This window comes from Promicromonospora aerolata, assembly GCF_042682255.1.
Taxonomy (GTDB): domain Bacteria; phylum Actinomycetota; class Actinomycetes; order Actinomycetales; family Cellulomonadaceae; genus Promicromonospora; species Promicromonospora aerolata.
This window is the reverse complement of record NZ_JBHUHF010000001.1, coordinates 5,192,105-5,212,739: the sequence shown is the minus strand read 5'-3', so window position 1 is coordinate 5,212,739 and position 20,635 is coordinate 5,192,105. Positions and strand designations below refer to the sequence as shown.

Here is a 20,635-nt window from a genome sequence, read left to right as displayed (position 1 = left end):
GGACATCCAGCGGACGGCGTGCTCGTGCCGCGGCGTGAGTCGCCTGTGCGGCCCGCGTCCCGCCGTCGTCTACTGTGACTGCACTCGTCCGGATCGGTGTCATGGAGGTCGTCGGCATGAGCGCTGCGGAGGCTCCCGACCTGCACGTGCCTTCGCCGTTGACGGAGCTGCAAGACAATCGCCTGTCTGACGCGGGTGTGCGGGTGCTGCTCAAGCGGGACGACCTGATCCACCCCGAGCTGCCGGGCAACAAGTGGCGCAAGTTGAAGTACAACCTGGCCGCTGCACGCGACGCCGGCGCTCAACGTCTGCTGACGTTCGGTGGCGCATACTCCAACCACATCCGGGCCGTAGCGGCCGCAGGCCAGATCTTCGGGTTCGACACGATCGGCGTGATCCGCGGGGAAGAGCACCTCCCGCTGAATCCGTCGCTGCAATTCGCCGTCGAGCACGGCATGCAACTGACCTACCTGGACCGGACCACCTACCGGGCCAAGACCAACCCGTCGGTAATCGACCGCCTGCGCCAGCAGTTCGGGAGCTTCTACCTGATCCCCGAGGGCGGCAGCAACGCCCTCGCGCTGCGGGGATGCGCCGAGCTGGTCGACGAGATCGACCAGGACTTCGACGTCATCTGCTGCGCAAGCGGCACCGGCGGAACGCTGGCCGGCATCGCCGCGGCCCTCACCGCTTCACGTGCCGCCATCGGATTCTCGGTGCTGAAGGGTGGGGACTTCCTGCGCGACGACGTCGCCTCCTTCCAACGCGACGCCTACGGCCGCGTCACAGAAAACTGGTCGATCGAGACCGGCTACCACTTCGGCGGGTTCGCCAAGACGAACGACTCTCTGCGCGCTTTCATCGACGACTTCGAGAGCAAGCACGGCCTACGGCTCGAGTGGGTGTACGTCGCCAGGATGATGTACGGGCTGTTCGACCTGATCGAACAGCGGTGGTTTCCACCGGGCACGACCGTGGTCGCGGTCATCTCCGGACCAGCGTTCGCCACCGACGGATGATCGGCTTGGACTATCACACGACGTCCTATCGTCCGGTAAAGCTGCCATGTACGGTCGCGGCGTGGAGCAGGGGCCCGAGGCGGTCGCCGCCTTTCTCGACCGGGAGTCCCGACAGGTGTGGGCTCGTCATCGGATCACCGGTGAGCCGGTATTCATCGCTCCAGGCACCGCAGCGGAAGTCCGCAGGACGGCCCGCGCAGAGTGGACCTGTCTCGTCCCGGAGTGCGAAGAGCTGATCTCGACGCGCGGCGGATCGAAGCGCGACCACTTCTTCCACGTCACGGCCGTCGAGCACCCGGGCAGCTCGAAAGGAGCCAACCACCTTGCGTCCAAGGCCATGCTGGCTCGATGGGCAGCTCAGGAAGCGAGCAGTGACGCCGTCGTCGTCGAAGGACAGAGCATCAAAAACGTCGAGCTTGAGCTCAATCGCCGTCCCGACGTCCTGGTGACCTGGCCAACGGGTCAACGACTCGCACTGGAGGTCGAGTACAAACACTTTCCCGCCGAACTCTGGGCTGCGAAGCAGACCGACCTCGACCGCGAAGAGGTCACAGTCACGTGGCTTGTGGGCCACACGCGCGTGCAGCTGGATCCGAAGTTTGCATCCGCGGTCCGCGTGCCAGCACTTGGACGAACGCTCGCAGCGGCGGATCGGCATGTGCTTGTCATCAACCCTGTCACTCGCCAGATCGGCACGCTGGCCGGTGACCGGCGGTTCACAACGCGGCTCAAGTGGGAATCCACTGCGTGGTTGCGCGTCGACGAGCTCGATGCCTGTGTTCTGGACCCCGATAGGGGGCTGGTGACACCGACGATGCGGAGAATCGACGCCGCCATAAAGGGGGCCGCCCGTGCTGCCGCAGGAGAAGCTGCTGACGAACGCGCGATCGAGGAAGCACTGGAAGAAGAGGAAAATCGGCGGCGTGCCGCTTGGCTCACGTCGAGAGCACGCCGCTTGGTTCACCGCGTGTGGGGCAATTCCCCTCGCCTGCTTATTGACCCGAGCGATAACGACTGGGCGATCGAAGCCATCCCGGTTTACTGGCACACCGTGCTATACGAAGCTCTGATCTACAACAGACTGGGACGCGACTTTGCACTCGATGACTGCTGGACCGCGCTCCGAGTGGCGTCGATCACCTAGACACACGACGGCGACTACGCCCTCAAGGCTCTGACGTCGTACCTCGACACGTTCGTCGATGCGGGCCTCGTCGCGCCAATCGGACCCGAACGATGGCGCGCCTGTGGCCGAATCAACCAGTGGAAGCAGTTCCGTGGCCGCATGCCTCGCGCCTGACGGCCGGGCCGATACACCCGGCGGCTCCAACCTGGCCGCCATCTGTAGCAACCATTCTCAGAACAACCGCCCCATCCTCGAGACGACGTCCGCTGGCGGTGGCGGTGGCGGTGGCATTAGCACGAGTCGAGTCAGGTGTACGTAGTCCAGACCGCATCCGTGTCGTCAGCGCGAAAGGTGTCGAACCGGTAGCGCCATTGTTCCCGGATGCGGGGGCTGGAGCGCAGGGCTGGTAGCACGCTGGTGACCAGTTGGAGCTCTCGGATACGACGGAAGACCGGGAATCCGGGCCAGTCAAGGATGTCGATGCCATAACCCTTTGCGAGCTGGCCGTGGTAGTCGATCGGGTAGTGAAAACGCAGTCGTCCGACAGCAGCGGGTGTCAGATCCCACTCCCGCGGCCCGGTGCAGGTTGAATCGAAGTCGCACAGCACGGGTCCATCGGGGCCGGCGATCAGATTGCCCGCGAACACATCACCATGGATAGGACCGGGCTCCAGGAGGAAGTCGACCTCAGCGAGGTCCACCTCAAGTTCGTCGGTGACATCAGCGAGGTATTGACGTTCGTCGTCAGTCAGGACGTCTTGAGCAGCCAGGCGAGTACGGACCGTGCCAAGCTGATCCCAGGCAGGCAGACGATCGGGAGCGTCTGGGAGCGCATGGAAGCGCCGGGCGATGCGGCCCAGGTCATAACCGGTGGGACGTGGTCCGACGTCAGGCACCTGACGCCACACGGTGACCGCGTGGCCATTTACGGCGAGTGGCTGTGCGACGCCTTCGAGGAGACGAACGGTCGGCATGTCGTGCTGGGCGAGCCATTCCGCAACTGCTACGACCTTCGCCGCCCTCCTCGCAATGGCGTCGGAGCCGGCGATGCGGATCACGTATGGGTCGCGGGACAGCGCGAAGACGGCGTTGTTGGTGAACTTGATGAGCCGAGCTTCGGCTGGGTTGGCGCCGATGTACTCACAGGTGCTGGCTAGTACTTCGTATGGCCAGTCGACATCGCCTTCTTGTTCCGGCTTGGCGCTACGGTTGCCGATGGTGTTCGTGGTCATTGTCCTCAGACAGCAGGTTGCAGTTCTGTGATGCGTTGGGCGAGATCGTCCGCCCCGACGCGCAATGGCTGCGCAGCGGCTTCGACGCGCAGCGGTTCGAGCCGGTCGATGGTACGCACGGACCGAACGGAAGCGGCCCCATCGATCGCCTGATGACCGTAGGCGATTCCCTCGTCATGGGCTCCGATGCGCAGGTGCGCGACGGCCAGGCTGATGTGCTCGAAAGTACGGCTGCGCGCCATCTCCGGACCCCGGAGCCGGACCGTGGTGGTGACGAGCTCTATTGCGCGCTCCATCTCCTGGTCTTGCGGGTCCGGCAGGGATGTCAGGGCCGCGCCAGTCACTGCGTGCAGATCCGTCTCACCGAAGAACCGCACCCACGACGCCGCCTGGTCGAGGTCAGCAGCACCGAACGCGTCCTCGGCTGCTGTTACGGCGTGGTCCATCTTGGGTCGATCTCCGAGGTAGGCGTACGCCCACGCCATATTGACCCACAGCATCGAGTCCGTAACACCGCAGGAGTCCTGAGCGACGAGCTGTCCAAGTTGGAAGAACCGCAGCGCCTCCTTGCTCAGGTCTCGGTGCAGGTGCAGACGCCCCAACCGGTAGAGGATGTTCGCCGCCAAGGAGTCGTCCCCCGCGTGGCGCGCCTGCTCCAGCGCTCGGGCGAAGTGCCTGCGAGCAGTGGAGAACATTCCGACGTCGAACGACGCCCAGCCCGCAAGGTTGTGCAGGTCGGCGAGCGCGATCAAAAGGTGCCGCCGAGTCTCGTCGGTCGCGTCGGCCGCCAGAAGCTGTTGAGACCAGCGCACCTGGGCTGAGATCGCGTCCCTGCAGGCACCTCCGCCGTGCGCGTAGTCGACCGCACGCATCGCAACAGTCAGCGCCTGCACGTGTTCGACGTCGACCATCCCGATCCGTGAGGGGGCCGACGCTGTTAACCGGTCGACCGGCTCGGCCCATGCTGGATCGGCGCTCTGTTCTGGAGCCATCGCGATGGAGGCAAGCTGGCCCAGGAGCAGGCGAGCTTCTTTGCGCTCCTGCCCGTCTGGCAACACCTCGATAATCGCGGGCTCCTTACCGGGCCCGGGAGCCAGCAGTGTCTCCAGGTCTTGCAACGTGACCTGAAGCGCCTCGGCCAGGCGAGCCCGGACCCAGAGGCCGGGCTCCATGAAGCCGGTCTCCCAGCGTGCGACGGTTGTTCGCTCGACGTCGCACCGCGCGGCGAGAACCTCCTGGGTCAGGCCAAGGGCACGGCGTCGCTCCGCGAGCCTGCTCCGGCGGTTCCCCATGGCGTCCCCCTGAAGTGCGGCACCTGGGCCGCTCACGGTCGATCGTCTGGCTCGTCCACGGTATCCGCAGGCCGCTTCGGGATCTATGGGCCGGGAGGGGCATATCCGAAACGCTACAAACCCGCTACAGCCCTGCGACTCGCGAGCACTGCGGCGGTGCGCACGCTACGGACCTGCTACACGACCGCCGCCTCCGCGCCCTACGGATGGGTAGGCCGTGCCGATTCGATGAGAAGGACCTGGAGCCTGTCGCGTCGATGCGGGCTCATGCGTCGAACGAGGAGCGAGCCATGCACCCCACCACACCGTCGTTGCGTGCTGTCATCACGGTGCTCACCGAGATACTCGAAGGGCTCGGTGAAGACCGTGTCGCCGGCCTGACACTCATGCGCGGCAGCCTTCGGATCGAGCCGTCCGCATTGGCGGACGGCGCCATGATTGCCCGTGAGCTGGGCCTCGCGTCGCGGCTCGATCACCGCATGGCGGTTCCTGCGATCACCGACTGGTCCGGGACCGTCGGTGGGTTGGAATGCCACGTCCGAGCACTCGCCGGGGCATCCCTGTGAATCGACAGCGGCCAGTCGCGTTGGGCTACGTTGCCGCTCGGGGCGACACGAACGCGGCCGACCAACGCACCCTCGTGACCTGCTACGCGTCCGCTGAAGGGCTTGCCCTGGCAGAGGTCCTTGACGACCACCGTGACGGCCTCACGATCAGCCAGATCGCAGACGCCGCCCGGCTGCGCGGCGCCGCGATTGTCGTTATCCCTGCGCAGTCACAGCTCGCCGGCGCCTACACACGCCTCGCTTACGAGCTGGAACAGCACGGCATCCGGTGTGTACTGATCGGCACGGCAGCCAGCAAGCCGGTGCAGCCCGGACGGATCACGGCGTTATCGGCACAGGCCGCAGCTGAGGTGGCTTCGCTATGAACGCTGCACCCACAGATGCGTGGACCAATCATCTGCTCGTGGCGCTGGACATCGACGGCACTCTGATGCACCCGGATGGCTACATCACCGAGGAGGTGCATCAGGCGGTCGACCTAGCCCGTGCCGCTGGGCACCACCTGGTGCTTGCCTCTGGCCGGTCCTTGGTTGGTCTACTGCCTGTCGCCGAGCGGCTCGGCCTGACCGACGGGCACGCCGTGGCATCCAACGGCGCGCTGACGATCCGTTTAGAACCCGACGCACCAGGTGGACACCGATTTACGCGCACACAGCTGTTCGATCCCGCAGCCGTGATCCGCGCGGCACTGTTACACGACCCGAGTGTTCGGGTAGCTGTCGAGGAGCCAGGTTGGGGGTGGAGGGTGAACCGGTTGTTCAACTCCGATGTGCTCAACGGTGAGCAGAAGTGCACTTCGGTCGCAGATCTGTGCGCGACGCCAGCGACCCGGGTCGTGCTGTCCGCTCCCGCGATCCGGCAGCACCTGGACGCGCTGGGCGGGGCGGGTGTGACGGTTACACCCGCCGGTCCAGGCTGGCTCGACGTGACGGGTGCTGGTGTCTCCAAGGCGACCGCGCTGGAGCAGCTCCGGACCAAGTTGGGAGTCCCTCAAGAGGGCACCATCGCGATCGGCGATGGGACCAACGACATCGAGGCCTTGACCTGGGCCGCCCGGGGTATCGCAATGGGCCACGCCTCGGCGCCTGTCCGCTCGGCAGCCGACGAGGTCACCGGCACGATCGATGAGGACGGCGCCGCGACAGTGCTCAAGTCACTCGTAGACGGCACCGTCGACACGTCGGGCTGGTCGCCACTGCCGGCGCAGCTCGCCATCGGTGTCGCTACGGCGCCCGGACCAGTCTTGGTCCGGGTGCAGCAAGGGGCGGGTGCTGCCCTGGAAAGAGCCGAGATCCTGACGTTCGTGGCAGGCAGATGGAGGCGTCATGGCGCCGTGCCGGCAGCGGCTGGCTTGTTGATGCTCGACGTCACCAACGCGCTCGACGCTGCGGGGCTCGAGTTTCCTCGAACAGACCTTGGTCTGCGAGCCCGCTGGACCAGGACCGAGACGGACAGTGACCGTCCCAGCTTCGATCTACCTCTGTGGCAGGCTCGACGCACCTCGCGCATCGACCTCAGCCGAGAGTTTTATGCCCAAGCTATCCACCAGGGTCGGTCGGGCCGTGTCGAAACCGAGTAGGCCAGCAAACGTCGGACCACGGTCAATCCGATCTGTGCGAGCGAGCGCTGAGCAGCCACGGGATCACCTGATCCCGAGGCACGTCGTGCAAAACACCATCCTTGTCGCGGATGCGGAAGATGGTCGCGGCGGCGTCTCTTGTGCCGAGCGCGATCACATTCTGGATGCCGAGCCGGTGGGCATCTCGCAGGTGCGCCGCCATGGGCTGGTTCAGAGAATCCGTCCAGACCGCAAGACCGGCGGAGCGAGCTGCCCGGCTCAGCTCGTCTGCGGTTCGGACCGTGCTCGGATCGAGGCTGAGCACCATGACGTCAGCGGCGGCCTGCGCTGCTCGCTCGACCAGGTCGCCCAGTCGTTCGAGCCCGACCATAGCCGCGTTCGCACGCACCGGCCGCCGAAGGAAGCGCCGGGCGAACGCGCTGTAGTCGCCACCGTCCCCGAGGAGCCGTTCTTCGTCGGCCGGACGAATTGTGAACGACGGCGCGTCGTGGAACTCGCTCGCATGGAGCGACGAGAGATCGACCGTCGCTGTTGCACCAGCAGACTCCGCGGCCTCAGCAAGTGCGTGGGCACGAACGATCCGGCGCCGGACCGAGTCCGGCAGATCAGTCCAAGACTCCACGTTGTTGGCACTTGGATCGTCGACAAGCCGCTCTGCCAGACGAACGAGGATGCCCTCACCATCAATATCTGCAGCGATAGCGGGTCGTTCCGCAGGTCGCACACGTCGAAGGACATTGAGCAGGTCGGTAGAGGGAACAGCCATCGCGGTGAGCCACGTCCCGGGGTCCGCGATCATAAAGGTGGCGGCGACTTTTGGCGCGACGAACTCGGCGAGGACTTGGATCTGCCGTGCCGTGGAACGGTCTTCGTCCGTAGCGAGGCTCTCGGTCAGGTCAAGCAGCCCAAGATGGTGAAAGTGCCTACGGGGACGTCGCTCATACCGGAACACGGGAGCGGCGTAACTGATGCGTTGACGCGGCAGGTCCCTTACGGTCGCAAGCCGAAGCGCTGCAGGCAGACTGTCCGAAGCAAGCGCGAGCCGACGCCCCTTTCGGTCGTCGAACTCGTACGTCCTGTTCTCCCCCGCGTGATGGCTGTCAGTGAACGTCGGAGCGAACCCGACCGGAGGAAGAGTCACCGCCTGATAGCCGTGAGAACCGCACAGGTCGAGCCACTCGTTCTGCAGTCGCCGCCGGATCGCCGTGATCTCGGGAAGTACGTCGTCGAACCCCCGAGGCAGCGTCAGATGCTGTGGTCGCTGGTGCACGGCGCCTCCATAGTGGATTTAGCAGACTGGACAATTAGGTCATCAGCATCATGAGGTCGTGGGAAGTTTCAGGGCGGAGAGACATGGGTATTGCAGGTGTAGGCGTGGTCTTCGGAGGGCAGTCTCCCGAACACGAAGTGAGCCTGGCCAGCGCCCGGGGTGTCATAGAGAACGCTCAGTTGCTGGGGTGGGATCTGCTCCCGGTAGGCGTTGGCCGCGACGGAACTTGGCACCTCGGCCCGGGCGCCCTGCACGTGCTCTGGCAACAGTCGGACCAGAGACGGATCCCCGGTCGCGATACCTTCCAGGCTGAGCCGGGGCCCGTCGTTTCGTACCCCGCCTTGCCACCTACTGATGCGTTTGCTGGCTTTCCGGTCGTGTTGCCTGTCACCCACGGGGGCTGGGGCGAGGACGGCACACTTCAGCAGATGCTTCTTGCAGCCGGCCTGCACCTGATCGGCTGCGGTCCACAGGCATCCGCCGACTGCTTGGACAAGGCCCGGGCGAAGTCGGTCCTTGCCAAGGCTGGCATTCCCGTCACCCGCGGGACGGTTGTGCCCCGTACAGCCGCCGACGCTCCCGACCTGCTGCATCGCTTGGTCGAGCGCGTCGGACCGCCGCCATGGTTCGTCAAGCCGCAGTCCGGTGGGTCGAGCGTCGGGATCAGCCGAGTCGATTCGCCCGACGACGTTCGGACAGCCCTGCAGCGCGCGCTCGTGCATGACGAGGGTGTGGTCGTGGAACAACTCGTCCCGCACCGCGAGCTCGTAGTCGGAATCGTCGGCCGGAGCTCGTTGATTGTTTCTCCGCCAGGTGAATGCCGCCCTGTCGGGGACCTGTACACCTACGAGGAGAAGTACGCAGTGGGCAATCCGCTGTTCACTTGTCCCGCTGACCTCGACAGCGCCACGACCGATGAGGCTCGTGCCCTCGCGGATGCGGCATACCGGGCTCTGAACTGCGACGTGTTCGCTCGGGTCGACCTCTTCCTCGACCAGCTGACTGGAAAGCTCCTCGTCAACGAGGTCAACACCATTCCGGGAATGACAAGCACCAGCGTCTTCCCCAAGGTGATGCGTGCAGCAGGTCTGGACTATCCGAACCTGCTGCACGCGCTCCACGCTGCTGCCTTGGAGTAACCGTCAGGCCCGGGACCAGGCAGCGGGGTCGGCGACAGACTGCTCCCCCGAGGCCATGTCCTTGACCTCGTGGTCCCTGCCGTCCTCGAAAGGCGGGAACCAAACGAACGGGATCTGTTTGCGGGAGGCGTACTTGAGCTGCTTAGCGATCTTGTCTGCCTGGTGGTACAGCTCAACGTTCAGGCCCCGTCCACGCAGCGTGGCTGCAGCGGACTGAGCATCAATTCGTCGATCGTCGCTGGGAACCACGACCAGGACATCCGTGGGACTGCTCGGACCGGTCTGAATCAGCCCCTCGGCGACGAGCTTGGCGAAGATCCGTGTCAGGCCGATCGACAGCCCGATGCCCGGAAGCTTCTTCCGTGTGAAGCTGCCTGTCAGGTTCTCGTAGCGGCCACCAGCGCTGATACTCCCGTAACCGGGCCAGTCGAGGAACTTGGCCTCATAGACGGTGCCCGTGTAGTAGTCGAGTCCACGTGCGATGGACAGGTCCGCGGTCACGGTGCCTGCCGGGAGGTCCGCGAACGAATCGAGGAGTTGCCCGAGTTCGGTAAGGCCCTCTTCCAGAAGGTCGGACTTCACACCCAGGGCTCGGATCTCGTCGATGACGGTCGAGTCTGTGCCACGGATAAGTGCCAACGACCGGGTCGCAGAGACCTGGTCGGCGGTGAGGCCGACGTCAGACGCCAGGAGATCGGAAACGGCATCTGGGCCGATCTTGTCGATCTTGTCGACGACGCGGATGACAGCCATCGTGTCGTGGATGCCGAGGCCCTCATAGAAGCCCTGCAGTACCTTGCGGTTGTTGACGTTGACCGTCCAGGCCGGCAGATCGAGAGCAGTGAGGACCTCAACAACGATGCGCAGAAGCTCGGAGTCGAAGTGCAGCGGGACATTGTCCTGGCCGATGACGTCGATGTCGCACTGGGTGAACTCGCGGTAGCGGCCTTCCTGCGGTCGTTCACCGCGCCAGACTCGCTGGATCTGGTAGCGCTTGAAGGGGAAGACAAGCCTGCCGGCGTTCGCGGCCACGTACCGCGCGAACGGAACAGTGAGGTCGAAGTGCAGTCCGAGGCTGGCGTCGGTCTGGTCCTTCGCATCGGCCTGGAGGCGCTGGAGGGTATACACCTCCTGCGAGGTCTCCCCCTTGGACTGCAGCACGTCGAGCCGTTCAACCGACGGAGTCTCGATGGAGCAGAAGCCGTAGCTCTCGAAGATCTGGCGGATCTTGTCGAGCCAATGCTGCTCGACCAGCCGGACCTCGGGCAGCCACTCGGGGAAGCCGCTGATCGGGTCGGGTCGAACCAGCTGTTCGGTCATTCGGAGTGCTCCTCGTCGGCTGCTTCGGGTAGTTGCTTCCAGTGCGCGTAGCCCGGGCACGGATTGCCGCTCAGTAGGTATCTACTGAGTACGGACGAATCATCTACTTGAGTGCGGATGATCGTCCGCGGACTGCGGATGATTCTAGGTCGTCTGCCAGAGGTCGTGCCGATGGTCGAAGAGGTCCAAGCCCTGCTCGACGACGGACTGGTACCAACCGGGCTTGCCTGCGATCTCGTGGTGGTGTGCAACCACGCGGCTGAGGAACAGTGTTTCCAGAAGGTCGACCGGGACAGCTCCGCCGGCACCCATGGCTTCTGGGCTGATCCAGGTGGCGAGGGCGTCGCGCCAGAGCGGCCATGGCAACCCCTGCATCGCGTCGTCCGCCGTTGCCAAGTCGGCCAACTTACTTGCGATATTCGGTGCGAACATCAGGAACGCGTGTTCTTCAGCATCGTGCCGAAGTCGGCTCGCCGTGCCGTGGGCGAGCCGGTCGATGTCGTGGTCGCGATCCGGGACGACGAAGGCCGAGTCAACGGGTGTTCGGACGCCCATCGGTACGAGCCGTGTCGGCGGCGGCCCGGCGGCGATTCGAGCTCGTGCTCGATGCTGAACACTCAGCGCGTTCTCTCTGAATTTCCCGCCCATTCGGTAGTCGTCGTCGGTTACACCTGAGAAGCTGCGTAGCTTGTTCCGCCGTTTGGCACCCAGGCTGATGCAGGTCCAAGCCTCCGTTGTGGCCAGCGATGCGATGAGGAAGTCGCCGCCGTAGCGCAGGTCTCCATCAGTCCACTGCTCACTGAGCACTTGTTGAGCCGCACGCCGAGAGAGTGCAACATCACCGCAGAGCGGCTCACGCAGATCCACGCCGTAGACGCCAGCGAGCGCCGGGTAGGCGAGGTGGTAGGTGAGGTCGCCGCCGTTCCAGCGTGGAGGGCGAATGGGGTAGCAGTAGTCGGCTCCTTCATGCAGAGCCTCGGCGAGACCGTGGATCCATTCCTGCGGCACTTCGGCGAGGTCGGTGTCGACGGAGATCACGGCGTCGAAGCTGTCATCGGTCACGTGTTGGAGGATGGCGACGGTGTTGGTTCCCTTGCCGGCAGCGTGCTCGGTGGTGGCGACGCGCTTGGGGAAGTGAGTGGTGGTCTCCAGGAAGCGGTTTGTGGTGTTATCGGTTGAGGCGTTGTCGCAGTTGAGGAGTAGTGCATCGACAGGAAACGGCAGTGCCAGCAGCGCTAAGTCGATGTCGCTGGCGACTTTGGCGATGGTGTCGGCCTCGTTGAAGCTCGGCAGGCCGATGAGGAGCCTGTAGGTCATGGGATCCAGATCACCTCGGGAGACTCCGCGAGCTCTTGTTCGGTTCGTAGACAGAGGCCGTCAAAGTGAGTGATCGTGCCGTCGGTGATCGCTACGTGAAGGATGAAAGGCAGCTCGGCCCGATCCACAGGGGCGAAGGTCTCTGCGTCGGCGACTGTCACGTACAAGATCTGGAAGGTCGTCAGAGCCGCTTCGAGCTGTTCCCGGACTGCGTCGACGATGACCGTGGCATTCGTCTCGCCGTCGCAGATCAGTCGCCGCCCGGTCTCGAGTGCGTGGTAGACCGCTCCGACTTCGGTGAGCCGTTCCAGCGGTAGGAATCGGAGCCGTGAGGAGACGGGTACGCCGGTGTCGCGGTAGCGCACGCAGGGCACGTGGCGGATGTCGCAGTCGATCAGCAGGTCCTTGACGGCGCGCTGCACGAGGAGCGACTGCTCGATGTCCTTCATCCCGAAGTAGCTCGCGGTCGGGCGGCACAGGGAGATCCATCGGATCGCTCCGGTGACCTGGCCACGTGAGGCGTAGTCGAAAACTGAGCTGTTCAGGCGGTGAGCCCGGTCGCCCTGGTCAACGTAGGTCGCATAGTCGGGCGGGTACATCTCAGTGTCGTCCGACGAGATCACGATGTCGGCGCCACAGTGCTCGGCGAACGCAACGTCCTCTTCGAGGTCGTACTGGTACACGCTGCCGGGGAAGAGCTGGATCTTATTCGGGTACACGGTGACGATGGTGTGGTCGTTCTCCCCTGCCGCCCGCTTGATCACCTCGCCGTGTGCGACATGCAGTGCGCCGAGCGTGTGGACCGAGCCGATGCTCCGGCCAGTACCCCAGAGTTCCCTCAAACGCGGACGCGCCTTGGCTACGGACGTGTAGTGCTCGACAGGCATAGGTCGGCTCCCTCTCGCGGTGGAAAATCCGGTCCAGCGGACGGCGGCGCGAACTCCGTGCCGCCGCCCGCACAGTGTCTGGCTGCCTGGTGTCAGGTGGACTTACCTGTGTCGCGCGCCAGGAGGGAGGTGAGATCGTCGACCAGCTCGCCGATGCTCTTCGCTCCCGGATCGGCGTCGCCCAGTGCTGTGGCGAGACCTGCGCACCGGTCGGCGAACAGGAGACCGCGCTGCCCACCGAGGCGGCTACCTGTGAAGTCGGTCTTCACGGCGCTCGCCCGGAACAGGGAAGTGCCCTGCAGGTCGGCATCGGCGAGGACGGACTGGTTGATCCGGGCATAGGTTGCCCAGGCGTGTCGGATGGACGCCCCGGTCAGATCTGCCGCCAGGTACGCCTGGGTGAGGTTCGCACCGTCGAGAGTCGCACCGGTCAAGCGGGCTGACGGCGGTGGGTCGCCGACGATGACAGCCCGGTACAGGTATGCCCCAGAAAGGTCCACGTTGCGCAGATCGCAGCCGCGGAACGTCGCATAGCGTCCCGCGAAGCCCGTGAGGATCGCCTCGGCGAACGAGCACTCAGTGCAGGTCATGGCCTCAGCGCGCACACTGCGCAAAGTTGCCTCGACGGCACTTACGCGGGTCCAGGTGGAACCTCCAAGGGCTGCCTCGTCGAAGGTCGCCCGCGCCAGGCTGCTGTCGATCCACCGCCCGTCGGTCAGGTCGGCGCCGGTGAAGTCAGCTCCTGGCAGGTCACTGCCCCCGACGTCGATCCCAGGTGCATGCAAGTCGCGGGCATCCAGCCGCTCGGCGCGCACCTGGACGAGTTTCAAGCCCGCGAGGTTTGCGCTTGAGAGCGCCATCCCGTCGGCCGTCGTCGGACGCTGGATGCTGGCGTCACTCCCCCGCGCCCCCTTCAGCACCAGCCCGGTCATGCCGCTGCGGAGGAACGTTGTCCCACTGAGGTTCGCACGTGAGAGGTTTGCCCGGTCGAGGCGGCTCTCGTTGAACAGTGAGCCGTGCAGGTCGGCCCCCGTCAGGTCGGCGCCTGCAAACGAGCACTGGTAGAAACTCGTCCCAGCGATCTCGGCGCCGGCGAGGTTGGCATCGGTGAGGTTGCATCCGTGGAACAAGGCACCGGTCGCGTCGACCAGCCCGCTTAGATCGGCACGCACGAAGGTGCTCGCCTGCGCCGCCAGAGAGTGAACATAGGCGCCGGCCAGGACAGCGTCGGTGAAGTCCGTACGCTCGATGCCTGCGCAGACCAGCGCCGCTCCTCGCAGGTTCGCTCCGACCAGCCGGGTGCCGAACAGGGAGGCCCGGTTGAGTACAGCATGACGTAGGTCCATACCCGATAGGTCGAGTCCCGAAAGGTCTGACTGGGTGAGGTTCAGGCCAGTCCCCATGCTGGTGAGCAACTGCTCGGTGAGCGCTCGGACTCGATTGATCCCGGCCTGCCGATCCGAGCTCTGCGCCGCTTCTCGCAGGACGTCCGCATGGCTCGGTGGCCTGCTGCTTGTCTCAGGTTCCGTCTCCAGGTCGTGGTGCTCTGGTGCCTTGAGTTGATCCACGCCGCATACCTCCACACTGTCGAGTGGGGCCAATTCCCCTTTGCCGTCGTTTTGCTTGATCGTTGCCCATCGAAGCGATTTTCAGAGGCGACGCCTAGCGCATCTCTGCGGCGTCTCTGTCGCGTCCTTGTAGCGGCGACGCTCTGACCTGCGCAAACGTTGCTTGACGCGCCGCCGCCGATCGCAGTACAAGCCCCCGGATGAAAGCCCGCGCTGTACCGTCGACGTCGTGGTCGATTCGCCGGGGGGCAACCGCGTGACGCAGACAGACACGACGACTTACGGTCCGATTGGAGTGCGAACAGGCTCCGATGCCTCGCGCGCTTACTCACGGGAGCCCACCATCAACGACGCCTACGGCCCTGATCTGTGGCTGGCCCACGACGACGTCGGCCTGGGGCCGCTCCGCGCCGACCTGGTCGAGACCTACTGGCGCTGGGAGAACTCGCTACCGGTCATGGCCGGCTACGCCCGCCAGACACCGGAATCCCTCACCGAACGCACCGCTGGTCTTGAGGCCCAGCTTGAAGGCAGCGCTGACCAGACACGCTTCACCATCTACCGTCGACACGACGACACCTGGACACCAGTCGGGATGACGTCCCTGCTCATCGACGACCGCTACCGCACCGCCGAGTTCTTCATCTACATCGGGGAACCCGACCACCGCGGGCACGGCACCGGCACTACCGCAACCACGATGGTTCTTGACTGGGCCTTCCACGTCACCGCTCTGCGCTGCGTCTACCTCGAGGTCCTGGCCAACAACACCGCCGCCATTCGCGCCTACGAAAAGGCCGGCTTCCGCACCGTCGGCACCAGACGCCGCACCGGCTCCTGGCTCGGCCAACCCGCTGACGAGATCATCATGGACGCCGTCCCTGAGGAGTACAGCGGACCGCGACTCGTCGAAGCCGCCGTCCTCGGTACCCAGCGACCCCACCTATGACGGGTACTTCTCGGGACGCCCTGAGCGCGGTCCTACCGACATTCGGATTGCGGGTTCGTTGGGATGACCTTGAGTTGCGCTTGCCCGACGACGTCGAGCTGCTCGCGCTCGCCAGTCTCGCCGCCGATGGCGTGCACAACCCCGAGGTCGCCCCGTTCTCCTGGCCATGGACACGGGGCACCCACGAAGAGGTCAAGCGGAATGTCCTCGCCCACCAGTGGAAGAACCGGGGCCGGACCGCCGCCGACGACTGGGCGCTGTCGCTTGCCGTGTTCCGCGACGGCGAGATCGTCGGGGAGCAACAGATCTCCGCGAAGAACTTCCAGGTCACCCGATCGGGACGTACCGGCTCCTGGCTCGGGCTTCGACACCATGGCCAGGGCATCGGCACCCGAATGCGACTCATGGCGCTGCACCTCGCCTTCGAAGGGCTCAACGCGGCAGAGATGATCAGCGAGGCGTACGACGACAATCCCGCCTCGAACGCCGTGTCCCGCCGTCTCGGGTACACGGCAAACGGGTGGCGGGCGACCGTCAGGGAAGGGCAGTCGGTCATCGAGCGCAGCTACCGCATGACCCGAGAACTATGGGACGCCCGGCCGGACGATCTGCGTGCCGAGATCGCAATCGACGGAGCGTCGTCGGTCCGCCAGCTGTTCGGAATCGATCAACCGAGGCAGTCAACGTACAGGGAGAACGCATGACACAGACCGATGCGCAGAGCGGCATCGACGCCGACCCGACGTTGAGTTCCGAAGCCTTGCGTGAGCGGATGATCGCTGAGCTCATCGAGTCTGGCGTGCTCTCGGACCCGAAGATCGAGGCAGCGTTCCGTGCAGTACCCCGCGAGCTATTCGCACCTGCTGGCACCCCGGCAGACCTGCCATACGCGATCCACGATGCCTTGCGGACGCGGTTCGGCGACGACGGCAAGGCCCTGTCCTCGCTGTCCGCACCAACGATGCACGCCGGCAACCTCGCGCAGGCCGAGATCCAGGAAGGGCAGCGCGTGCTGGAGATCGGGTCCGGCGGCCCCAATGCCGCCATGCTCGCCCACCTTGTCGGACCCACCGGCACCGTGGTCAGCGTCGACATCGACGAAAGCGTCTGCTCACGCACCCGCACCGGCCTCCAACATCTCGGCCTGACCGACCGGGTCGAGGTCATCACCGCCGACGCCGCCGAACTCCTCGGGCGCGGCGTGTTCGACCGGATCATGGTCACCGTCTCCCCCTGGTCCATCCCGCAATCCTGGATCGAGCAGCTCGCGCCCGACGGGATCCTGGTCGTCCCCCTCCAGATCGCACCAGGACTGCAGCGCATCATCGGGTTCCGCAACGAGGACGGTCGACTCGTCTCGGAGTCAACGGTCCCGGGTGGGTTCGTGCCCCTACAAGGCGCGGGGCTGTTCAACCCGCCCTCGGTCCAGCTGACCGGCCCGTCGGGCAAGCCCGTCACGTTCACGTTCCCCGGTACCAAGGTCCCCGAAGGAATCGCGGTGTCGGACGACGTCCTGGCGACCGAACCGGTCGAGGCCTGGTCCGGCGTGATCTACAAGAACCGCACCATCTGGCTCGACCTGCTCACCTACGTCCTGGTCCAGCCGGGCGCCTGCGCGTTGGAAGCCGAGGACCCGGCGGACCGCGGCTCGGACATGTCGTTCTACCCGGCCCTCGTCGACGGGGCTTCGTTCGCGGCTCTGCACCGCCGTCCCGCCACAGAGACCACGCTCGAAGTCGGCGCGATCGGCAAAGGCCCCGACGCAGCCCGCCTCACCCGACGGCTCGCCGACACGATCGCCCGCTACGGCGCCGACTACCGAGGCGCCGAACCGCTGTTCCAGTGGTGGCCCGTCGGTACCGAGCCAGACGAGGATGTCTCATCGTCCGTGGCGGTCCTGCCACGCCCGCACGGCACGCTCGCGATCAACTGGCCCGTGCTCATCACCTAAGCGCCGTCTACGGCGGAGTCCTCTGCCGGTCCACCCCGCCGACAGGTTCGACCAAGCACGAACCCATTACTGACCTCAGGAGTAGCAGACGACCATGACCCGCCTCGCCAAGTCCGTCCAGACCGCAACCATGCTGCTGCGTGGAGCCGACCTGGCCGGCTATCAGGCGGTCAGCGACCTGCTCACCGAGACGACGGCCCGCCGCACGATGGACCTGTCGGACCTCTCACCGTCCGAGCAGGCCGAGCTGATCGCAGCCCGTACCCAGCAGCTACAGCCGTCGACGCCCGCGCTCGCCGAGCGCGTCGCCAGGGCCGCTGCCGAGGATCGGAAGTTCATCGCGAAGTTCGGCATCGACCCGACCGGCTCGGAGGTCCACCTCGGCCACTCCGTACCGATGATGCTGCTGTCCCGGTTCCAACGGATGGGCCACCAGGTCGTCTTCATCGTCGGCGACATCACCGCGAAGATCGGCGACCCCTCGGGGCGGTCCGACGAGCGCCCGACGCTGACCGACGAGGACATTGCCCGGAACCTGGCGACCTACAAAGATCAGGTCACCCCGTTCTTCGACTTCTCGCACGCCCAGTTCCGCTACAACGGCGACTGGCTGCGCGATGTGAAGCTTCCGCAGATCATCGAGATCCTCGCGAAGATCCCGGTCTCGATGCCGCTGCAGCGCGAGGACTTCCGCAAGCGGCTCGAAGCTGGCCAGGGGCTGTCGATGGCAGAGCTGATCTACTCCGTCGTCATGGCCTTGGACTCGGTCGAGATCAACAGTGACGTGGAGATCGGCGGGATCGACCAGTTCCTCAACATGCAGATGGGCCGCAAGGTCATGGAGATCAGCGGCCAGACGCCCGAGATCGTCGCGGCGACCTCGCTCATCGAGGGCACCGACGGCACAGGCGCGAAGATGTCCAAGTCGCTGGGCAACTACGTGCCTGTCGCGGCCCCGGCAGGCGAGATCTTCGGCAAGCTCATGTCCGTGCCGGACCGGTTGGTCGAGCCCTACTTCCGCGCGCTGTCGGAGTGGACCGATGCCGAGCTCGCCGTCGTCATCGAGCGGCTCGAGGCCGGGACCCTGCACCCGATGGACCTGAAGAAGATCCTCGCGGGCGAGGTCACTGCTGCGGTCCACGGCGTCGACGCCGCGATGAAGGCTCGTAAGGAGTTCACCGCCCAGTTCTCGAAGCGCTCCTTCAGTGACGTCTCCGATCTCCCGGTCGTGGCGGACCTCGACGCACCGGTCACCGAGGTCGTGAAGGGCCTCGGATTCGCGAAGTCAAACGGCGACGTGCGCCGCGTCGCAGAGCAGAACGGGCTGCGGATCGTCGTCGAGCTCGACGGCGGGCAGGAGCAGACGACGCTGACGCCGGACGACGCCCGCGAGAGCCTGGCAACGGTCCTCGCGGGGATCGACACGGCGGCCGGCGAGGTCTTCCTCAAGGTCGGGCGCAAGCTGGCCAAGATCGCCGGCTGAGCCCATGGTCGGCGGCGCCCCCGGGGGTCCGCGCCGTCGTCTTCAATCTCTTGGAACTCAGGTCGCGGCGCTGACCGCCGTCGGTCGCTTCTGGACGGCAGCGTGGCTTGCTGGAACTGCCGTGGAGCCTGGCTTCAGAAGCGGAGTTCGGGGATCGCAGCCAGATCGATGCCATACCGGTCGTAGACCTTCATCGTGTTCTCCCCGGTGAGGTCATCGGCGCCGAAGCCGAGCAGGCCGGCGATTCGGATCACTTCCTCGGCTGTTGCGGCTTCGATCTCCAGGTAGGTGGGAATCCGCGGCCAGCTGTCGATCTCGATCTCAGCGCCGTCCAGAACGAAGCTCACCCGCTTGTTCTCCTGGTACGACTTCGCGGTGAAACCGAGCATCCCGAGCAGCGCATTCGTCTCCTCGAAGCTGTCGACGACGACCTCGGTCTCATGGGTGCCATCGATCGCGTCGCTCTTGATCTCCTTGACCGTGAGTGTCATTTCCTGGCCTGTGTCCCGCAACCGGATCCACTTGGACATGTCGCCGGGGACGATGTCGTAGACGTACCGGCGCATCAGCTTCTCGCCGAGCTTCTGGCCACCCTTGTCGAGGATCGTCCGCTCGACGGCGGCAGGGTCGATGTCGAGGATCTTGCCCTCGTGCTCGATCGGCACAACGGGTCCTTTCGGTTGGCAGCATCACGCTCTCCGTCGAACTGCGATTAGGTCATCGCACCATGCGGATCAGGGCGAAGGACCGGCTCGACGGGTTCGTCCCCCCGCGGCGGACTCTCGAGGTCGATCCTCGTAGCGAGCAGCCAGGCGAGGCAGTCGTCTGAGATGGCCTCGTGGAGGAGACCCAGCATGTTCACGCCGGCTCACCCAGGGCGAAACCCTCGACGCTGTCCCACCAGATGCGTGGGCCATCACCGAGAACTGCGAGGAGTACTGGCTCGGCCAGAGTGATCTCGCTCGTGTGGGGGTACCAGTCAACCAACGAGTCGGGGAGGAACGAGACATCGATGCCGAGGTCTTCAGCTTGACCTGTCATGACATCGACCATCTCGTCGAACTGGTGGATCTCCACATACGGGTATCCGCCTTGGGGCAGCGCGAAGCAGGCACTCGCCCATCGGTCGCCAGCCGACCGGTTCTCGACACGCGCCCCGTACTCCGGGCGACCGAGCAGATCGACGACAAGTTGGACGGCCATCTCCGGATCGATCTCACGAAGCGCGGCGAGCGCGCCCACGGAGTACGGCATGGCGCAAAGGTACCGGTCACTACGACGACGCTATTGCGGCCAATCCGCCGGGGATGATCTTGGGGCTTGGCCATCGTCCCTACCGATGATCTGCGATCGGTGCGCCGCGTCTTCGACCGGTCTTTGGCCGCTGATCCCGTTCTCGTCGAGGGCGTTAAAGACGTGAAGGCCGCCGTTCCCGGTTCCGAGCCACATGCCGGTCGTGAGCCACGTCGAGGCACTGCCACACGGCCCGGTGACCGAATGAGTTGTGAACTCGAACGTCGTAGTTCGGACATCTCGGATCGTCTCGTGTTCGATGGCCTCAAGTGCCGCGTGGGCAGCCCGACGCCATTGCAAAGGCCACTCGACCCAGCCCCGAGGCGTCTCGGTGAGGTCGATCGTGTTCCACGTGATCGAACAGTCGTCGAACTTCTCCCAGCACACTTCCAGTTGTCGGCCGCTGGCGAGCCGCAACACCACAGGCAGATCGGCGAACCACTCGTCGAAGTCCAAGTTCCACACGATCCAGGTCTCGGCGACCTGATCGCTGACGAGATCGCCGAGCAGCCGAGCCTGGCGTTGAAACTGTTCGTCTGCGGGCAGGAAATCTGGCCGCCAGCCGGAGACGTCGGGGTCAGGCATCATGTGAGCGCGCCTGCCGGGTTCGGCTTCGGTCGGGCCACCGCCAGCCGAGAGTCTTC

General features: G+C 65.3%; 20 protein-coding genes. 10 read left to right on the top strand and 10 right to left on the bottom strand.

The window, feature by feature from the left end; translation table 11 throughout:
• Window positions 1-101: 101 nt before the first annotated feature.
• Both ACFSL2_RS23140 and ACFSL2_RS23135 read left to right on the top strand, forming a co-directional pair.
• Complete coding sequence (locus tag ACFSL2_RS23140; RefSeq protein ID WP_377200096.1) at window positions 102-1,019, top strand: 1-aminocyclopropane-1-carboxylate deaminase/D-cysteine desulfhydrase; 918 nt, start codon at window positions 102-104, stop codon at window positions 1,017-1,019.
• 61 nt (window positions 1,020-1,080) lie between these two features.
• Window positions 1,081-2,163 (top strand): competence protein CoiA family protein, encoded by a 1,083-nt coding sequence (locus tag ACFSL2_RS23135; protein ID WP_377200095.1) that lies wholly within the window; start codon window positions 1,081-1,083, stop codon window positions 2,161-2,163.
• A 287-nt stretch (window positions 2,164-2,450) separates the two neighbouring features.
• On the opposite strand, the gene ACFSL2_RS23130 is transcribed toward ACFSL2_RS23135, so the two are convergent.
• Window positions 2,451-3,377: a phosphotransferase enzyme family protein gene (locus ACFSL2_RS23130; RefSeq protein ID WP_377200094.1), complete on the bottom strand. Its 927-nt coding sequence runs from the start codon at window positions 3,375-3,377 to the stop codon at window positions 2,451-2,453.
• A 5-nt stretch (window positions 3,378-3,382) separates the two neighbouring features.
• Window positions 3,383-4,669: a helix-turn-helix domain-containing protein gene (locus ACFSL2_RS23125; RefSeq protein ID WP_377200093.1), complete on the bottom strand. Its 1,287-nt coding sequence runs from the start codon at window positions 4,667-4,669 to the stop codon at window positions 3,383-3,385.
• A gap of 290 nt (window positions 4,670-4,959) precedes the next feature.
• Here ACFSL2_RS23125 and ACFSL2_RS23120 point away from each other — a divergent pair, with 290 nt between their 5' ends.
• The 3 genes from ACFSL2_RS23120 to ACFSL2_RS23110 all read left to right on the top strand — a co-directional run bounded on the left by ACFSL2_RS23120 (window position 4,960) and on the right by ACFSL2_RS23110 (window position 6,814).
• Window positions 4,960-5,235: a hypothetical protein gene (locus tag ACFSL2_RS23120; RefSeq protein WP_377200092.1), complete on the top strand. Its 276-nt coding sequence runs from the start codon at window positions 4,960-4,962 to the stop codon at window positions 5,233-5,235.
• A gap of 74 nt (window positions 5,236-5,309) precedes the next feature.
• Window positions 5,310-5,600, top strand: coding sequence for a hypothetical protein (locus ACFSL2_RS23115; RefSeq protein ID WP_377200091.1), 291 nt, complete (start codon window positions 5,310-5,312; stop codon window positions 5,598-5,600).
• The gene (locus tag ACFSL2_RS23110; RefSeq protein ID WP_377200090.1) at window positions 5,597-6,814 is read left to right on the top strand and encodes an HAD family hydrolase; all 1,218 of its coding nucleotides are present in this window, start codon (window positions 5,597-5,599) and stop codon (window positions 6,812-6,814) included. The genes ACFSL2_RS23115 and ACFSL2_RS23110 overlap by 4 nt, the downstream gene beginning before the upstream one ends.
• 22 nt (window positions 6,815-6,836) lie before the next feature.
• Here ACFSL2_RS23110 and ACFSL2_RS23105 read toward each other — a convergent pair whose 3' ends face one another.
• Window positions 6,837-8,084, bottom strand: coding sequence for an ATP phosphoribosyltransferase regulatory subunit (locus ACFSL2_RS23105; protein WP_377200089.1), 1,248 nt, complete (start codon window positions 8,082-8,084; stop codon window positions 6,837-6,839).
• A gap of 50 nt (window positions 8,085-8,134) precedes the next feature.
• Here ACFSL2_RS23105 and ACFSL2_RS23100 point away from each other — a divergent pair, with 50 nt between their 5' ends.
• Entirely contained in the window at window positions 8,135-9,223 is a 1,089-nt protein-coding gene (locus ACFSL2_RS23100) for a D-alanine--D-alanine ligase family protein (RefSeq protein ID WP_377200088.1), read from the top strand.
• Window positions 9,224-9,226: 3 nt separating this feature from the next.
• Here the strand turns inward: ACFSL2_RS23100 and hisS are convergent, their stop codons facing one another.
• The 4 genes from hisS to ACFSL2_RS23080 all read right to left on the bottom strand — a co-directional run bounded on the left by hisS (window position 9,227) and on the right by ACFSL2_RS23080 (window position 14,315).
• Window positions 9,227-10,543 carry a histidine--tRNA ligase gene (gene hisS / locus ACFSL2_RS23095; protein WP_377200087.1) on the bottom strand — a complete coding sequence of 439 codons (1,317 nt, stop codon included), beginning with the start codon at window positions 10,541-10,543 and terminating at the stop codon, window positions 9,227-9,229.
• A gap of 144 nt (window positions 10,544-10,687) precedes the next feature.
• Entirely contained in the window at window positions 10,688-11,860 is a 1,173-nt protein-coding gene (locus ACFSL2_RS23090) for a hypothetical protein (RefSeq protein WP_377200086.1), read from the bottom strand.
• The gene (locus ACFSL2_RS23085) at window positions 11,857-12,747 is read right to left on the bottom strand and encodes a pantoate--beta-alanine ligase (protein ID WP_377200085.1); all 891 of its coding nucleotides are present in this window, start codon (window positions 12,745-12,747) and stop codon (window positions 11,857-11,859) included. The genes ACFSL2_RS23090 and ACFSL2_RS23085 overlap by 4 nt, the downstream gene beginning before the upstream one ends.
• A gap of 92 nt (window positions 12,748-12,839) precedes the next feature.
• Window positions 12,840-14,315 carry a pentapeptide repeat-containing protein gene (locus ACFSL2_RS23080; protein WP_377200084.1) on the bottom strand — a complete coding sequence of 492 codons (1,476 nt, stop codon included), beginning with the start codon at window positions 14,313-14,315 and terminating at the stop codon, window positions 12,840-12,842.
• A gap of 229 nt (window positions 14,316-14,544) precedes the next feature.
• Here ACFSL2_RS23080 and ACFSL2_RS23075 point away from each other — a divergent pair, with 229 nt between their 5' ends.
• The 4 genes from ACFSL2_RS23075 to tyrS all read left to right on the top strand — a co-directional run bounded on the left by ACFSL2_RS23075 (window position 14,545) and on the right by tyrS (window position 18,698).
• Complete coding sequence (locus tag ACFSL2_RS23075) at window positions 14,545-15,264, top strand: GNAT family N-acetyltransferase (RefSeq protein WP_377200083.1); 720 nt, start codon at window positions 14,545-14,547, stop codon at window positions 15,262-15,264.
• Complete coding sequence (locus ACFSL2_RS23070; RefSeq protein WP_377200082.1) at window positions 15,261-15,968, top strand: GNAT family N-acetyltransferase; 708 nt, start codon at window positions 15,261-15,263, stop codon at window positions 15,966-15,968. Before ACFSL2_RS23075 ends, ACFSL2_RS23070 begins: the two co-directional genes overlap by 4 nt.
• Window positions 15,965-17,215 carry a methyltransferase, FxLD system gene (gene fxlM / locus ACFSL2_RS23065; protein ID WP_377200081.1) on the top strand — a complete coding sequence of 417 codons (1,251 nt, stop codon included), beginning with the start codon at window positions 15,965-15,967 and terminating at the stop codon, window positions 17,213-17,215. The genes ACFSL2_RS23070 and fxlM overlap by 4 nt, the downstream gene beginning before the upstream one ends.
• Window positions 17,216-17,309: 94 nt before the next feature.
• Window positions 17,310-18,698, top strand: a complete 1,389-nt coding sequence (gene tyrS, locus ACFSL2_RS23060; RefSeq protein WP_377200080.1) for a tyrosine--tRNA ligase — start codon at window positions 17,310-17,312, stop codon at window positions 18,696-18,698.
• A 134-nt stretch (window positions 18,699-18,832) separates the two neighbouring features.
• On the opposite strand, the gene ACFSL2_RS23055 is transcribed toward tyrS, so the two are convergent.
• From ACFSL2_RS23055 to ACFSL2_RS23045, 3 genes are all read right to left on the bottom strand, one after another.
• Window positions 18,833-19,363 (bottom strand): class IV adenylate cyclase, encoded by a 531-nt coding sequence (locus ACFSL2_RS23055; protein ID WP_377200079.1) that lies wholly within the window; start codon window positions 19,361-19,363, stop codon window positions 18,833-18,835.
• Between the two features lie 193 nt (window positions 19,364-19,556).
• Window positions 19,557-19,952, bottom strand: coding sequence for a hypothetical protein (locus ACFSL2_RS23050; RefSeq protein ID WP_377200078.1), 396 nt, complete (start codon window positions 19,950-19,952; stop codon window positions 19,557-19,559).
• Between the two features lie 30 nt (window positions 19,953-19,982).
• Window positions 19,983-20,579: a hypothetical protein gene (locus ACFSL2_RS23045; RefSeq protein ID WP_377200077.1), complete on the bottom strand. Its 597-nt coding sequence runs from the start codon at window positions 20,577-20,579 to the stop codon at window positions 19,983-19,985.
• Between the last annotated feature and the right edge of the window lie 56 nt (window positions 20,580-20,635).

Bases quoted from the DNA above. Each gene is read 5' to 3' on its own strand.
- ACFSL2_RS23090 (WP_377200086.1), bottom strand. From the start codon at position 11,860: ATGACCTACAGGCTCCTCATCGGCCTGCCGAGCTTCAACGAGGCCGAC.
- hisS (WP_377200087.1), bottom strand. From the start codon at position 10,543: ATGACCGAACAGCTGGTTCGACCCGACCCGATCAGCGGCTTCCCCGAG.
- ACFSL2_RS23130 (WP_377200094.1), bottom strand. From the start codon at position 3,377: ATGACCACGAACACCATCGGCAACCGTAGCGCCAAGCCGGAACAAGAA.
- ACFSL2_RS23120 (WP_377200092.1), top strand. From the start codon at position 4,960: ATGCACCCCACCACACCGTCGTTGCGTGCTGTCATCACGGTGCTCACC.
- ACFSL2_RS23125 (WP_377200093.1), bottom strand. From the start codon at position 4,669: ATGGGGAACCGCCGGAGCAGGCTCGCGGAGCGACGCCGTGCCCTTGGC.
- ACFSL2_RS23085 (WP_377200085.1), bottom strand. From the start codon at position 12,747: ATGCCTGTCGAGCACTACACGTCCGTAGCCAAGGCGCGTCCGCGTTTG.
- tyrS (WP_377200080.1), top strand. From the start codon at position 17,310: ATGACCCGCCTCGCCAAGTCCGTCCAGACCGCAACCATGCTGCTGCGT.
- ACFSL2_RS23045 (WP_377200077.1), bottom strand. From the start codon at position 20,579: ATGATGCCTGACCCCGACGTCTCCGGCTGGCGGCCAGATTTCCTGCCC.
- ACFSL2_RS23100 (WP_377200088.1), top strand. From the start codon at position 8,135: ATGAGGTCGTGGGAAGTTTCAGGGCGGAGAGACATGGGTATTGCAGGT.
- ACFSL2_RS23110 (WP_377200090.1), top strand. From the start codon at position 5,597: ATGAACGCTGCACCCACAGATGCGTGGACCAATCATCTGCTCGTGGCG.
- ACFSL2_RS23050 (WP_377200078.1), bottom strand. From the start codon at position 19,952: ATGCCGTACTCCGTGGGCGCGCTCGCCGCGCTTCGTGAGATCGATCCG.
- ACFSL2_RS23140 (WP_377200096.1), top strand. From the start codon at position 102: ATGGAGGTCGTCGGCATGAGCGCTGCGGAGGCTCCCGACCTGCACGTG.
- fxlM (WP_377200081.1), top strand. From the start codon at position 15,965: ATGACACAGACCGATGCGCAGAGCGGCATCGACGCCGACCCGACGTTG.
- ACFSL2_RS23070 (WP_377200082.1), top strand. From the start codon at position 15,261: ATGACGGGTACTTCTCGGGACGCCCTGAGCGCGGTCCTACCGACATTC.